This window comes from Marinobacter confluentis, assembly GCF_004785685.1.
GTDB classification, from domain to species: Bacteria; Pseudomonadota; Gammaproteobacteria; order Pseudomonadales; family Oleiphilaceae; genus Marinobacter; species Marinobacter confluentis.
Window position 1 is genome coordinate 543,047 of the sequence record NZ_SRPF01000002.1, and the last position, 12,673, is coordinate 555,719.

A 12,673-nucleotide genomic window follows, 5' to 3' on the forward strand; every position below is an offset into this window, starting at 1 on the left:
GGTCTCAATGTTTTCGTTCTGGCGCCGCTACCAGCCCTGAGCCCCGCGTTTCAGCCAGTCGTGCACGAAAACCAGCTTTTCCCGGGCCACCGGCGACAGGGTAAACGGATAAAGATCCGACAGCCCCATGGAACGATTCACGTGATTGATCCTGACCGTCAGTTGCGACGCGATGTGAATCAGTCTGTTTGAGTCCATCTCCGAATAGGGGTCCCATTTATAATCCGGCAATTCCGGGGAACCCAGTTCCGAGGCAACGGCGCTGTCTGCTATATCGGTCAGGTGCAGCAGATGTGCAGCGGTTTCAGCCCAGTCTTCATGGGGGTGCGCAGACGCATAGCTGGTCAGGTAGCGCTGGCGCCACTCGACCGGCGGGCCATTCTCGTAATGGCGCTGGAGCGAAGCGGAGTAGTCAGCCCGTTCGTCACCAAACCTCTCACGGAACTCATTGAGAAAATCCTCCCTCAGGCTCAGGCGCCACCAGAGCATGTGGGATATCTCGTGGCGCATGTGGCCTATCATCGTACGATAGGGCTCATCCAGAGCCTTGCGGCGGGTGGTGCTGATCAGTGGGTCCGCCTCTGCCACGCTGATGGTCACCACGCCATTGCCATGGCCCATCTGTACCGGCATCACACCCTCGGCAAGCATATGGAAAACCGGGCGTGTGCCCGGGTCTTCCGGCCGGAACCAGTGCCAGCGGCCAAGATTGTCCAGCACCCAGCGTTTGGCGGCCTCGGTTTCGGCCCAGTTGGGAATGGCGTTTTCAATACTGGGGTCCGGAGCCAGCGCGGTCATGGCGCAGGACCGGCAGAAAGCCCCCTCTTCGGGCGCGATCCAGTTGCAGCCGATTCTTTCCCGGTTGGCACAGAAGGGCGGCATAGGCACAAAAGCCCTGGCCTGGGGATCGTATGCCACCGGCATGCCTTCCGACGTCGTCAGGTTGTCAAACCAGAGCCCGCCGGACCCGATAGGATTGGAAAAAACCAACATAGCAATTACTCTTCGTCGCTGAATGCAGGGCGATGAAATTCTGCCTCCCAGACAGCCTTTTTCACCCCCATTTCAATCGTTCTGGCTTCTCACTCGCCAAGCAGGCGGGACTGTTGCACAAGACAGTCCATCATGGTGACAGAAAGATCACGAAAGGTCTGTTCGGACCCGATCAAAGCGGGGAAACGGTCGGCCATTGCCCGGCGACAGGATGGTTCTTTTGATTCGCTGGCCGCCATGCAGTCAGCATGCTCGCGGCTGTCCTCTGGCAGACCCGTGGCTTCTTCGCAAAGCCTTGGCAACTGCTCCGTTATCCAGTCAACGGCTGAGCCGCGCTCTACCGGGTTGGCCGACAGGTTGGCAAAACGGCTTGCATCCAGCGGTGCTGCCGGCTCACGGGTCTGACTCCAGAGCACAAAGGCAAGGGCTGACGACACCAAAATCACGGTAGCCGTGGGGAATTTCATGGGCGCATCCGGTATGGAAATTATTCAGAGATCATAAAGACATACCGCGCCGGATGCCAACCAGGCAGGTTTCAGTATTTACCCATAGACAGCCGTTCCCAGCGGGTTTTGGTACAAGCGGTGCTTTCGACGGTTTTCTGCTTGGTCCAGACAGTGTCTCCGTTCTGCTGGCCTTCCTTCCAACTTTCAGTGACCTCAACACAGAAACCCGGCTGATCAGGCAGGGCCTTGACCACCGTTCTGGGATAACCTTCAGGCCTGTCGCCAACCACCGTGTCGCCCGGATCCTGGGACACAATGGTCCTGGGCTGTGCCGAGCACCCTACCAGGGCAAAGGCAACAAGCATCATCATCAGATATTTCATTCCGTACTCCTTTGGATTCATTCTGAGCCCGGTTGGACCCCTTAAATAACAAAGGGTTCCGTTAACAGAGCGACACAGGTTTCTAGCCCTTCAGCCAAAATACCCTTCTATCCACTGAAACAGCTTGTGAGCATCCATCTGCGAGAAGGCCATGCTCTGGAAGTCGTTGCCGACCTCTTCTTCGATGGTAATAAACTGGTAAAGTAAGACCCCCGGCTGCTCATCGTGCAGAATCAACGTGATACGGCGGCGGGTGCGCAGGCAGTCGATGGTCATCACATCGGCAGGAATACCGGTATCACGCATGCCACGGCGCACCTCCACAACCGGATTAATGTGCTCATGGGCGGCCTGGATGCGGGCGTGGGCATCGCTGGCCATATCAGACAGTGTTTTCAGCGGATCCTCAGACATACAATCAAAACCTGTTATCTAGGCGGTAAACATTATGGGAAATCAGAAACTTGTCGGCGTTGTTCTGCTGGTTGTCGGCGCCATCCTGCTCTACTTCGGGTATCAGTCATCCCAGTCAGTGGGCGGCCAGATCACAGAATCACTGACCGGCCGGTTTACCGATGAAACCATGTGGTACCTGATTGGTGGCGCCGCGGCCGTTGCTGCCGGTGCCTTCATGGCGTTTTTCAAGAAGTAGCCGGCCCGGCGGTTGAGAGCTGAGGCACCGCCGTGCCTCAGTCCGGCCGCGGAACGTTCAGGATCTCGCCGAGGGTGCCATATTCGCTGCCACCCAGGCGGGCAATCGGGTCGATGCCTTTGGCATCAAAGACGAAGCGCCCCCGCTCGTTGATGGTAGCAACCCGATCATCAACGAAAACCTGCTTGATGTCCCCGAACACCAGGGACTGGGGCGTATCGCCCATTTCAATCACTTCCCGCAGCTCACAGTAAAGGGCTACCGGACAACCCTCAACCCGGGGCATGGGCCATCCTTCATCCTGCACCAGTTTGAGATCCAGCTCGTCCAGCTCTGACTGTCCATGGTCCAGATGCCGGGATGAGAGGGTCATGGCCCGGGCATGGCTCTGATCGCCAATATGCACCACAAACTGTTTACGGGTTTCGATATTAACCCGGGTGTCCTTGAAAACGCCGTCAGCGGGCTTCTTGCCCACCGATACCATCAGAATAGGCGGTTTGCTGGTTACCACCGTGAAAAACGAATAAGGCGCCAGGTTGAAGTCATCCCCGGGGTTCCTGGACAGCACCCAGGCCACTGGCCGGGGAATAATGGCCTGGGTCAGGATTGGGTGAATGTGACTGGCATCTATCGTGGAGAGATCAATAAGCATAGGTAGCTCCGTTAATACAAATCGATGCAAAGTTTAACCTGACAACTTGGCCCCTGCCGCTTTAACCTCAAGTTTTGTTGTCTGGTTGAGGTTATAACCGATGAATTCCCGGCCTGCGTTTCCCCTCCTGGTACTGATTATTCTGCTTGGGCTTGGCGGCTGCGCCAGCCATCAACAGCTTCCTGCCGCGACTGATACAGGCTGGAAACCGGCGCAGAACGCCACACCTGAATCGGCGGTGGCAAACAGTCTCTGGCGGGTTTTCGAGCGTTACGAGGGCACGCCCTACCAATATGGCGGAATGTCAGACAGCGGGTTCGATTGCTCGGGGTTCATTGCAACGGCGTTTGATGAAGCTCTGGGGCGCCAGTTACCTAGAACAACCTCTCAGATGCTGGCCACCGGCAAAACAGTCCCACCTGACCAGCTCCAGCCCGGCGACCTGGTATTTTTCCGGATCAAGGGTAAGGACCAGCATGCGGGGATCTACATGGGGGAGGACAAGTTCATTCACTCATCCACATCCCTGGGCGTCACCCGCTCATCCCTGAACGGGTACTACTGGCGAAACCGACTCAGCCAGGTCAGGCGGTTTGAATAAGACTGGCTAACCGGCCGATCAGATCAACTCGCACCTGAAAATAAAAAGCCCGCTCGCCAAAATCGCTGTAAAAAACGGGCGGGCACGTGAACCTTTCGTGGGCGCCGGTCTGTGCGCTGACATACACAGAGGGCGTTAGATGCAATTCAGATGCAATTCAGATGCAAGATGAAATAAGACTGATAATCACCGAATAACTTCAGCAAATCTTTTAGGAAAGGCGCACTATGTTCGGTAACGTACAGAGGCCATCATTAATTGCTGTATCCTGAATGCACTTTGGTTCACGTGGACAGCAGGGAGCAGCCGCATACGGGTTCTGGACCGCAGTGAGCTGGAGCGCCGAAGCTGCGAGTGTTATCAGGTCGTCAAGAAGGAATCCGACAGATTGCTGCCGGCAACCCGGCTCTGAGTGAGCTTGCGTACAGACTCAATAAAACCAGAAGCCCAGCATTGGTAGTAGCGGACACCACAGGGAGATACTGATGCAGCCCACGCCAACCCCATCGGATGGGGAGATTACACCGGATACTCGCTTTACTCATCTCAGCCGCGCGCCCTGGGCATCGAAGGGTGTTTCAATCGTGAGCCCTTCAAATCCCGGCCCACTGGGCAATATATCCTTTGAGGACATGGCACTGATTACCCTCGATGCGATTAGTGACGCCGTAATGGTGGTAGACCCCGACGGCAAACTGATCTACCTCAATAAAGTGGCCGAGAAGATGACCGGCTGGCCCCGCGCCGAGGCACTGGGACGGTATGTAGAACAGGTATTTTTTATTTTTGATGGCGCCACCCGTGAAAGGGCCCCCAATCCAGCCCAGCGCGCCATAGAGGAAAACCAGATTGTGGAACTGGCCCTGGGCAGAATTCTTGTCAGGCGGGACGGCAAGGTCGTTGCCATTGAAGATTCCGCAGCCCCGATAATCGATCGCAATGGCAGGGCAACTGGCGCCGTCATCGTATTCCACGATGCCCGCCAGTCTGGAGCTGCCATTCAGGAAATGAGCTATCGCGCCCAGCATGACTTTCTGACCGGCCTGCCAAACCGCATGTGCCTGATGGAGCGGCTGACCCACGCCATTGGCATGGCAAACCGCCACAACAAGAAAATCGCCGTGCTGTTTCTGGACATGGACGATTTCAAGATGATTAACGACACCCATGGCCATGCCGTGGGTGACCATCTGTTACAGGAAGTGTCTACTGAGCTTCAGAGTTGCGTCAGAACCACTGACACGGTCAGCCGCCACGGCGGTGACGAGTTCGTTATCCTGCTGACGGAAATTGAAGAACGTCAGGACGCGGCCCAGATTGCTGAAAAAGTGCTGGCCCGGTTTGCATCGCCACGCACCATTGACGGCATCGAACTGCAGGTGGCGCTCAGCATTGGTATTGCGGTCTATCCGGAGAACGGAACCGACGCTGACACCATGATGCGCAACGCCGATGTTGCCATGTATGCCACAAAGGCCAATGGCCGGAACAGCTATCAGTTTTTCCAGTGGGGTCAGGACGAATCCATCGACGGCTGACGCGTCTTCGCAGATCTGTGATGTGTTAGGGTGAATCACCACTCGCCGCAGACAACGACCCTATGCGCATCCGGATTACCCATCAAAGAATCACTGTAGCCCTTCAACTCATTCTTCTGGCCGAAACGGTTTTTGCTATCTGGGGACAGCGCTGGTTTACCGCTTTCCTGACAGCAATGATTATCGCCATCACGTTTTTCCCGCTGCTGTTCGAACGTCGATTCCGCATTCACATTCCACCGGAACTTCAACTGGCTGCCATCGGCTTTGTGTTCGCGTCGCTTTTTCTGGGGGAGATTCGGGACTACTACACCTTGTTCTGGTGGTGGGACATGGCGCTGCATACCATGTCCGGTTTTTTGCTGGGCATTCTCGGCTTTCTGCTGGTTCACATCATGAACGAAACCGAGAAAATCCAAGTGCACATGAAACCCGGCTTTGTCGCCTTCTTCGCGTTCATGTTTGCCCTGGGGGTCGGCGCACTCTGGGAAATCCTTGAGTTCACCATGGATTCCTTGTTCGGCATGAACATGCAGAAGCCCATGCTGGGTGACCCGTCGGGGCTGACGGACACCATGTGGGACCTGATCGTCGACGCCCTGGGCGCCCTTGTAATTTCGGTTCTGGGGTGGCGCTATCTCAAACAGCCGGACCGAAAATCCTTTCTGGAGCGCTGGATCGACTCATTCATCGAGCGCAACCCGCGCTTCTTCAGGAAGTAAGGTCGGAAAAACGGACCAGTCGGTACTGATCAGCCATTGCCCCGGCCAGGTCGCGAATATGGTCGGGCGTGATCTCGCAGCACCCACCTACTACGCATGCTCCGGCCTGTAACCATTGCTGCACCTGCGCTGAATAGGCACCCGGCGAAACATCGGGCCGTGCCTGCAGTGAATCCACCAAGCCACCTTCGGCGACGGCTTCAACCGATTCAAACGCATTGGCGTAACCGCCTACCCGGGGATACATGACCACCAGCTGTGGCATGGCAGCGGTGAGGATTTCCAGGTCACAGCAGTTCAGCATCACTGCGTCGGGCGAATAGTCTGCAACTGCGGCCACGGCCTCGGCCAGGCTTTCACCGGATTTCAGCGCACCGTCGACTTCAAGACGAAAAGACACTCCGAAAGGCTTGCCCAGCTGTTTTGCAGCGGCACAGGCAGCGGTCGCTTCAGCGATATTGGTCATGGTTTCGATCAGTAGAACATCCGCCCCCGCCTGTAGGCGGACCAGGGTATCGTATTCGCTTTTCAGATCGTCAAAAGATCGGGCTGGCTCGCCCTGGTAGCTGGCCGCCAGTGGCGGCAGACAACCGGCTATGTCCACCGACAGGCCAGTGGCATCAATCGCCTGCTCAAGAACCTGAAACGCCCTCTGATGGATGGCACCTATCTGTTCGTGCAAGCCTTGCTTCCGCAGACGGGTCGGCGTTGCGGCGTAGGTGTTCAGCGTGAGCGTTTTAGCGCCCGCCCGGATAAAGTCCTCATGCACGCCCTTCACCACCTCAGGCTGCTCCTGCATGACTGCCACAGACCACAGCGGTGAGCTTACCGAGCGGGCCCGACGATAGATTTCCTGGCCCAGGCCGCCGTCCAGTAATGCAATAGAGCGCATAGGGCGTGTTGCTCCTTTAAAGAAAATTGTATGCCGGTAACATCTGCGACCATACTACAAAGCCTGCCCAGCCAAAGACCAGGAGTAAACCTTGACTCTGACCACCCCCGCCCTTCTGTTCCCGGCCATTTCGCTACTGCTGCTGGCCTACACCAACCGCTTTCTGGTGCTTGCACAACTGATCCGCCAGCTAAAGCAGATGGATACGGAAGAAGACCACGCACTGATTGCCCGCCAGATCAGCATGCTGCGCAAGCGTATTGTGCTGACCAAACGCATGCAGGCTTACGGCGTGCTCAGTTTTTTCCTCTGCACCATGTCCATGTTTGTCCTGTTTCTGGGCGTCGAACTGGCGGGCGCCATTGCCTTTGGGTTCAGCCTGATTCTGCTGTCCATATCCCTGCTGTATTCACTGTACGAAATCGTGATCTCGACCAACGCCATCAACGTTGAGCTTGAGAGTTTTGAGACGCGGAAGCAGGAGCAGGCGACAAAACGGGAATGACAAACTCCTCGAGCAGCGCATTCTGCTTCTGCATGAACGACGGGGACGCCGGTGGCTGGGGGTCAGACGTCATCACCACGGTCATGCCCAGGTCAGGAAAAACATACAGCATCTGGCCGCCGTAACCCCGCCCGTAATAGCCCCGGTGGCCGCCCAGGTCGGTCATGAACCAGCCATAGCCGTAACGGTCGTCGGTGTACCGAGACCTGCCACGCTCGGTCCATGACTGATCAATCCAGTCCCTGGAAAGAATCTGTTCGCCGTCGTGCACCCCACCGTTGCGGTAAAGCTCACCAAGTTTAAGCAGAGCCATGGGCGACAGCTGCATGTCGTTACCGCCGAAATAGACCCCCTGTGGGTCAGTCAGCCAGGCGGGAATGTCGGCGCCCAACGGGTCACCCAGCCAGTCCCGGGTAACCGCCAGGGTGCTACGCCCGGTGCCTGTGGTTAATGCCGCGGATAGCAGGTGGTAACTGCCGGTGGAATACAGCATTTCACCCCCCGGCTCCGCCACAAACGGGCGGCTCAAGGCATAATCCACCCAGTTATCGCTGTTGACCCATGGCCCGTAATACTGCCCCGACGTTCGCTGCAGACCGGCCTGCATGGACAGGAGATGGCCGATGGTTACCTCGCCAATGCGGTCACTGGCCCCGGCAGGCACATCAAGAATGTCCGCTACTGGCTGCCCGGTGCCGCTGAATACACCCCGCTCAATCGCCATTCCGACAACCGCAGACAGCACGGTTTTGGACAGTGATTTGATGTTGACGGGCTGATCGATCCCGGGCCCACGAAATGCCCGGGCATAGACCGTTTCGCCATCAACCGCAATCACCAGGCTGTGCAGCCGATCCAGTTCAGGCGCGTTTTCAGTAAGGCCTGGAAACGCCCCTTCTCCCCCGATGGCCTGCTCGGCCCACGCGGGCGCTGCCAGGATCCAGAGTACGGATAACAGGGTGACAAAGGCCAGCTTCACTGGAAATGTCATCGACAATCAACCTTTCCCGAAAAATGGATTCACATCAGTAGTACGCAGCAGTCTGTTTTCCGGGCTACTTGCGTCGGCTGCCAGGGCGAACAAGAAACCAGCTGGCCAAAACCAGGGATCCGAACAGGGTATAGGCCAGAATGAACACCCACTCCGGCGCGCTGTAGTAAAGGATGGAATGCAACCAGTGCTGAATGAAGGACCCCTCATAGCCCGCCTGCCCCGCGCTTTCGCGCAGGGCCATCTCCCATTCAGTCAGCGGGCATAGCACCCCAAGCCAGGCCTGAAGAACCACCACGCCTATGACGGTTAGGTGGCTCAACCGGAACCAGATATTCCGAACCCAGCGCCAACAGAAAAAATGACCCATGAATATGGCTACCAGGCCGAGAATAACGAAGGCCACAAGCAGCGTATGAAAAATGAGAAGAGCATCAGCCAGTATCAGAAGCCACTGGTCATTCATGGCCATCTCCCGCCTAGAGAATCAGCGACAACCCACCGGTGATCACCGCAAACACAATGGCAAGGGCGATCAGTGCCCGCCAGGGAAAAGGCGGCTGGGGCGGCTCCACGGCAAGCTGTTCCTCCAGGTAGTTCCGAAGCAGGCGCGTATTGCGGGTGTTGGCTTTGTAAACGGCGTCGAAGGCATCACCGAACACCGGTAAAAGGCCGCCCACAAAGTCGATGCCCACATTGCGCAACATGCGCAGTTTCAAGTCCTTGCTGGCACCGACCCTTTGCGCCTCCAGCAGCACGTAACCGGACATCACCAGGCCTGCCACATCGCCAACAACTGGCACCAGGCCGATGATGGCCTCTACGCCGATCCGGAAACGGGTAAACGGCAGTGCGATGCTGTTATCGGTGAAACGGCTGAACTTGTCCAACCGCCTGAGAACTGCCCTTTGGCGGGCTTCGGTCGTCTCTGTCATCAGTTCTCCCGACCTCTATGGCCATTCCTTTGCAGGTTTACAGAAACCGTATTAGCACCCAGCCAGCCAATGCAATATGCGCCAGGGTAATCAGCACAGAGACCCCGTGCAGAATGCCAAACCGTCGTTTATTCCCCGCATCACTGGCGTCGTTGATAGCGGGCATCAGAAGCTGGCGAGTCGGCACCGTTGTGACCGCAATCGCCGCCAACGCCAGAGCACTCATCAGATCTGATGAAAACACCATGACTGCTGCCGCTAAGGAGGTCGCGATCACCAGCAGGTAGAAAACCGGAAAGGCGCGGCGCAGGGAAGCCCCGGCGGTGTTCGGTGGTAGCACCTTGAACAGAAAACCTGCAAAGCCTGCAGAGTAAAGCACCATCCCACCAAACAGTGCAGCCGTGAGCAACAGGGCTGTCGCTTCCATTTTGAGCTCCTATCCCGAAAAGTTGATATCAGGACACTACGAGCCGTTGGTGTTTTATGGTCATCACGGCGTCACGATGTTGAACCGGCCGTCCGGTTTATCCAGCATGCTGAAGAAACTGATCAACTCAAGCCGGCTGCCCTCAAAACGGATGTCGTCGCTGAACAGCAATTCTTTAAGGCCGGCCCGGCCAATCAGGAGATCCACGAACAGCGGCCGAGTCAGCTTCAGGGTCGCGTCGGCCGGGGTGTCTTCACTGGTCAGGCGGTTATGCAACACCGAGTTCTGCAAGGTTAACAGATAGCTTTCCTGCAGGTCAGTGAAGGTGATTTTAATCGTTGCGCTCTCCCCTTCTGCGTCCTCCGCTTTCAGGCGCACCGCCATACTGTCGAAGAAAAGCGCTACCGGCGTATTCAGCAAGACCTCTCTCATCATCGCCGGCTTGATACCTTCTTCCGGAGCGCCATGGCGCAATTCCAAAGCACCTGTCAGGTAAAAGTCCCGCCAGGGTGCGGATTCCGCCTGATAACCCAACTGGTCGTAGACGTTGGCCAGCAGCTGCTTTGCATGTTCGTTATCCGGTTCGGCGAAAACCAGCTGGTTCAGCAATTCCGCCAACCACCGATAGGTATCCCGGCCCTCGGCAGCACTCATATTTGCCGCAGCCTCAAATTCCTCGCGGGCTTTGTCCAGAACCTTCTGGGCGCCGCCCATCATTTCCACATAGCGTGCGGCCGATTCACTCTCCGGCAGCGGGTTCAGCTGCGCCGGGTTAGCGGTAAACCAGCCCATGTAGTGCTGATACACCGCCTTGGCATTGTGGGAAACAGTGCCGTAGTAACCCTGGTTATGAAAATCCTGGTTCAGCGCCGGCGGCAGTTGCAGTTGCTCGGCAATTTCCCTTGGCGTGGCGCCCTGATTCATCAGGCGCACCGTTTGGTCATGGATGAATTTATAGGTATCCCGCTGCCTGGCCAGAAAATTCTGGATGTTCTGCTGTCCCCACATTGGCCAGTGGTGGCTGCCAAAATACACCTCGGCTTCTGCAAACCGGGTTCTGGCTTCATCGATAAAACCACTCCACAACCGGGCATCACGAACCTTGGCGCCCCGAAGAGTGTAAAGATTATGCAGGTTGCGGCTGACCAGCTCGGCCCCGCCGAACGCTTTTTTCTCTGGAAGGTAAAAGGTGAACTCCGCTGGCGCCTCGGATCCGGACACTATCTGGAAAACCATGGGCACCCCATCCACCGTCATTTCGGTGCCGGTGTCACGGATCAGGTCGGTCGGTTCGGCAAAACCGAAAGTACCAAAGGCGGGACCCTTGCCCAGGCCGGTGCCAACGTGGCCGCGCTCATCCCGCGACAGGCGGCTGCCGTACATGAACGTGGCCCGACGGGTCATGGCCGGTCCAGCGATGATATTTTCACTGGTGGCCTCATCCGCAAAGCCTTCCGGCGCAATGATTCTGAGGTCGGCTTTTTCTTCTTCACTCAGATGCTCAAGGATGCCCTGGACGCCGCCAAAATGATCGATATGACTGTGGGTATAGACAATCGCGCGCACAGGCTTATTGCCCAGATGTTCCCGGGCAAACAACAGGGCCCTGCTGGCCGTCTCCCGCGCTGTAAGCGGGTCCACCAGAATCCAGCCGGAGTCGCCCTCGATAATGGTCATGTTCGCCAGGTCGTAACCCCGTACCTGGTAAAGGCCATCGGTGACCTCGAACAGGCCGTGGATATTATTCAGGGCCGCCTGGCGCCAGAGGCTGGGGTTTACCGACACAGGTGCGTTATTGCCCGCAGTGTCAATAAAGGCGTAGTCCATCATATTCCAGACTTCACCGCCCTCAAGATGCTCGATCATCAGTTCAGGGTCCTGGGCGATCAGGCCTCGCCGGGCATCGGTAAAATCCTCGCGATTGGCAAAGGGTCGCCGATCAAGCATCTGCTGGTTGGCCTTGGCAGTGCTTGCCGATGGAGCGCTGTGGCCCATCTGATTGGCTTTAGAAGGCGCAGCCGGCCCGGTATCGCATCCGGCGATAAGGATGGCAGCTCCCAACGAAACCACCAGTGACAGCGGAACGGTCATTGCAATCTCCTGTGATGGGCCCCGGTATTTGACCGACAGCACGTAACTCATGACCGCGACCGGCATAGCGCACTGAATCAGAAAAACCTGCGCCTCCAGTTCGGTCAGTGGCCAGACCAGCAACATCAGCCATGCCAGGGCAAGGCCGGCCAGTGGTCGGTAGAAGCTGAACGCCAGAGGCCAAACCATATCACGGGCGCCGGTCAGTTTGAGCCCGGCAATAGAGCTGCCCAGCAACATCAGCATAACCGGAATGGTAATCGCCCCCAGCATATCCAGGGTTGTCATCACCGGCCCCGGCAGACGGCTATCCGTTGCCAGCAGCAAAGCCCCGGCAATCAACGCCAGAACCGGACCGTTCCTCAGCATTGCGCCCATGGAGAACCGGCCAGACAGACAGCCAATGCCCAGAGTGAAGTGGCTGACCTGAATCACGGATGAAATCACCACCGCCAGACCAAGCGATTGAGGACCAACCAGGGCAAAACACACCGGAATGCCCAGGTTGCCGGTATTGGGGTGGACCAACGCCGGCAGATAAGACCTGACCGGCAGACCAGCCAGAGAAAGCATCAGCGCGGTGACCAGCGACATCACCACCAGCCAGGCGATGGTTATGCCAACCAGCGCACCCATGCCACTGATGTCCATTTCCATGCTCAGCACAGAATGCAGCAACAGCGCCGGAATACCGACAGACGTCACCAGGCCGGACAGCGCCCCGGTTTCGAAAAAATCGGTTTTGCGACCGAGAATGGCCCCCAGGGCAATCAGCGAAAGCAGGGGAACAAGGGCGTTAGCAAGTTGTTCAGTCATTTGCCCTCTTCATGTCTGTGTCG

At 57.1% G+C, this 12,673-nt stretch carries 16 protein-coding genes; 5 read left to right on the top strand and 11 right to left on the bottom strand.

From position 1 onward, the window contains the following. Positions 1-27: 27 nt before the first annotated feature. From E5Q11_RS07965 to E5Q11_RS07980, 4 genes are all read right to left on the bottom strand, one after another. Positions 28-993, bottom strand: coding sequence for a zinc-binding metallopeptidase family protein (locus tag E5Q11_RS07965; protein WP_135802873.1), 966 nt, complete (start codon positions 991-993; stop codon positions 28-30). Positions 994-1,082: 89 nt separating this feature from the next. Then, a complete protein-coding gene (locus E5Q11_RS07970; protein ID WP_135802874.1) occupies positions 1,083-1,460 on the bottom strand; it encodes a hypothetical protein in 378 nt (125 codons plus the stop codon). Between the two features lie 71 nt (positions 1,461-1,531). Beyond that, on the bottom strand, positions 1,532-1,825 hold the full coding sequence (locus E5Q11_RS17855; protein ID WP_191964425.1) for a putative periplasmic lipoprotein: 294 nt from the start codon (positions 1,823-1,825) through the stop codon (positions 1,532-1,534). A 90-nt stretch (positions 1,826-1,915) separates the two neighbouring features. Next, positions 1,916-2,239 (bottom strand): hypothetical protein, encoded by a 324-nt coding sequence (locus E5Q11_RS07980; RefSeq protein WP_135802875.1) that lies wholly within the window; start codon positions 2,237-2,239, stop codon positions 1,916-1,918. Between the two features lie 34 nt (positions 2,240-2,273). Here E5Q11_RS07980 and E5Q11_RS07985 point away from each other — a divergent pair, with 34 nt between their 5' ends. Beyond that, positions 2,274-2,477, top strand: coding sequence for a DUF3185 family protein (locus E5Q11_RS07985; RefSeq protein WP_135802876.1), 204 nt, complete (start codon positions 2,274-2,276; stop codon positions 2,475-2,477). A gap of 37 nt (positions 2,478-2,514) precedes the next feature. Here the strand turns inward: E5Q11_RS07985 and E5Q11_RS07990 are convergent, their stop codons facing one another. Beyond that, positions 2,515-3,132, bottom strand: coding sequence for a flavin reductase family protein (locus E5Q11_RS07990; RefSeq protein WP_135802877.1), 618 nt, complete (start codon positions 3,130-3,132; stop codon positions 2,515-2,517). A 100-nt stretch (positions 3,133-3,232) separates the two neighbouring features. Here E5Q11_RS07990 and E5Q11_RS07995 point away from each other — a divergent pair, with 100 nt between their 5' ends. The 3 genes from E5Q11_RS07995 to E5Q11_RS08010 all read left to right on the top strand — a co-directional run bounded on the left by E5Q11_RS07995 (position 3,233) and on the right by E5Q11_RS08010 (position 5,993). Further along, positions 3,233-3,733, top strand: a complete 501-nt coding sequence (locus E5Q11_RS07995) for a C40 family peptidase (RefSeq protein ID WP_135802878.1) — start codon at positions 3,233-3,235, stop codon at positions 3,731-3,733. A 485-nt stretch (positions 3,734-4,218) separates the two neighbouring features. Further along, positions 4,219-5,271 (top strand): diguanylate cyclase domain-containing protein, encoded by a 1,053-nt coding sequence (locus E5Q11_RS08005; RefSeq protein ID WP_135802879.1) that lies wholly within the window; start codon positions 4,219-4,221, stop codon positions 5,269-5,271. Positions 5,272-5,333: 62 nt separating this feature from the next. Continuing rightward, positions 5,334-5,993 (top strand): hypothetical protein, encoded by a 660-nt coding sequence (locus tag E5Q11_RS08010; protein WP_135802880.1) that lies wholly within the window; start codon positions 5,334-5,336, stop codon positions 5,991-5,993. Here the strand turns inward: E5Q11_RS08010 and E5Q11_RS08015 are convergent. Then, positions 5,983-6,885, bottom strand: a complete 903-nt coding sequence (locus tag E5Q11_RS08015) for a homocysteine S-methyltransferase family protein (protein ID WP_135802881.1) — start codon at positions 6,883-6,885, stop codon at positions 5,983-5,985. The genes E5Q11_RS08010 and E5Q11_RS08015 overlap by 11 nt on opposite strands. A 91-nt stretch (positions 6,886-6,976) precedes the next feature. Here E5Q11_RS08015 and E5Q11_RS08020 point away from each other — a divergent pair, with 91 nt between their 5' ends. After that, on the top strand, positions 6,977-7,390 hold the full coding sequence (locus E5Q11_RS08020; protein WP_135802882.1) for a DUF2721 domain-containing protein: 414 nt from the start codon (positions 6,977-6,979) through the stop codon (positions 7,388-7,390). Here E5Q11_RS08020 and E5Q11_RS08025 read toward each other — a convergent pair. From E5Q11_RS08025 to E5Q11_RS08045, 5 genes are all read right to left on the bottom strand, one after another. Then, on the bottom strand, positions 7,329-8,381 hold the full coding sequence (locus E5Q11_RS08025; RefSeq protein ID WP_135802883.1) for a serine hydrolase domain-containing protein: 1,053 nt from the start codon (positions 8,379-8,381) through the stop codon (positions 7,329-7,331). The two genes, E5Q11_RS08020 and E5Q11_RS08025, sit on opposite strands and share 62 nt — an antisense overlap. A gap of 64 nt (positions 8,382-8,445) precedes the next feature. Continuing rightward, positions 8,446-8,847 carry a DUF2784 domain-containing protein gene (locus E5Q11_RS08030; RefSeq protein WP_135802884.1) on the bottom strand — a complete coding sequence of 134 codons (402 nt, stop codon included), beginning with the start codon at positions 8,845-8,847 and terminating at the stop codon, positions 8,446-8,448. 13 nt (positions 8,848-8,860) lie between these two features. After that, positions 8,861-9,316, bottom strand: coding sequence for a DUF4112 domain-containing protein (locus E5Q11_RS08035; RefSeq protein WP_135802885.1), 456 nt, complete (start codon positions 9,314-9,316; stop codon positions 8,861-8,863). Positions 9,317-9,353: 37 nt separating this feature from the next. Then, positions 9,354-9,743 carry a DUF4149 domain-containing protein gene (locus E5Q11_RS08040; protein WP_135802886.1) on the bottom strand — a complete coding sequence of 130 codons (390 nt, stop codon included), beginning with the start codon at positions 9,741-9,743 and terminating at the stop codon, positions 9,354-9,356. Between the two features lie 63 nt (positions 9,744-9,806). Then, a complete protein-coding gene (locus E5Q11_RS08045) occupies positions 9,807-12,650 on the bottom strand; it encodes an alkyl sulfatase dimerization domain-containing protein (protein ID WP_225314876.1) in 2,844 nt (947 codons plus the stop codon). Positions 12,651-12,673: the final 23 nt, after the last annotated feature.

Coding starts and splice junctions, on each gene's coding strand:
- E5Q11_RS07970 (WP_135802874.1), bottom strand. CDS start 1,460: ATGAAATTCCCCACGGCTACCGTGATTTTGGTGTCGTCAGCCCTTGCC.
- E5Q11_RS17855 (WP_191964425.1), bottom strand. CDS start 1,825: ATGAAATATCTGATGATGATGCTTGTTGCCTTTGCCCTGGTAGGGTGC.
- E5Q11_RS08035 (WP_135802885.1), bottom strand. CDS start 9,316: ATGACAGAGACGACCGAAGCCCGCCAAAGGGCAGTTCTCAGGCGGTTG.
- E5Q11_RS07980 (WP_135802875.1), bottom strand. CDS start 2,239: ATGTCTGAGGATCCGCTGAAAACACTGTCTGATATGGCCAGCGATGCC.
- E5Q11_RS07995 (WP_135802878.1), top strand. CDS start 3,233: ATGAATTCCCGGCCTGCGTTTCCCCTCCTGGTACTGATTATTCTGCTT.
- E5Q11_RS08015 (WP_135802881.1), bottom strand. CDS start 6,885: ATGCGCTCTATTGCATTACTGGACGGCGGCCTGGGCCAGGAAATCTAT.
- E5Q11_RS08025 (WP_135802883.1), bottom strand. CDS start 8,381: ATGACATTTCCAGTGAAGCTGGCCTTTGTCACCCTGTTATCCGTACTC.
- E5Q11_RS08030 (WP_135802884.1), bottom strand. CDS start 8,847: ATGAATGACCAGTGGCTTCTGATACTGGCTGATGCTCTTCTCATTTTT.
- E5Q11_RS07990 (WP_135802877.1), bottom strand. CDS start 3,132: ATGCTTATTGATCTCTCCACGATAGATGCCAGTCACATTCACCCAATC.
- E5Q11_RS07985 (WP_135802876.1), top strand. CDS start 2,274: ATGGGAAATCAGAAACTTGTCGGCGTTGTTCTGCTGGTTGTCGGCGCC.
- E5Q11_RS08045 (WP_225314876.1), bottom strand. CDS start 12,650: ATGACTGAACAACTTGCTAACGCCCTTGTTCCCCTGCTTTCGCTGATT.
- E5Q11_RS07965 (WP_135802873.1), bottom strand. CDS start 993: ATGTTGGTTTTTTCCAATCCTATCGGGTCCGGCGGGCTCTGGTTTGAC.
- E5Q11_RS08040 (WP_135802886.1), bottom strand. CDS start 9,743: ATGGAAGCGACAGCCCTGTTGCTCACGGCTGCACTGTTTGGTGGGATG.
- E5Q11_RS08005 (WP_135802879.1), top strand. CDS start 4,219: ATGCAGCCCACGCCAACCCCATCGGATGGGGAGATTACACCGGATACT.
- E5Q11_RS08010 (WP_135802880.1), top strand. CDS start 5,334: ATGCGCATCCGGATTACCCATCAAAGAATCACTGTAGCCCTTCAACTC.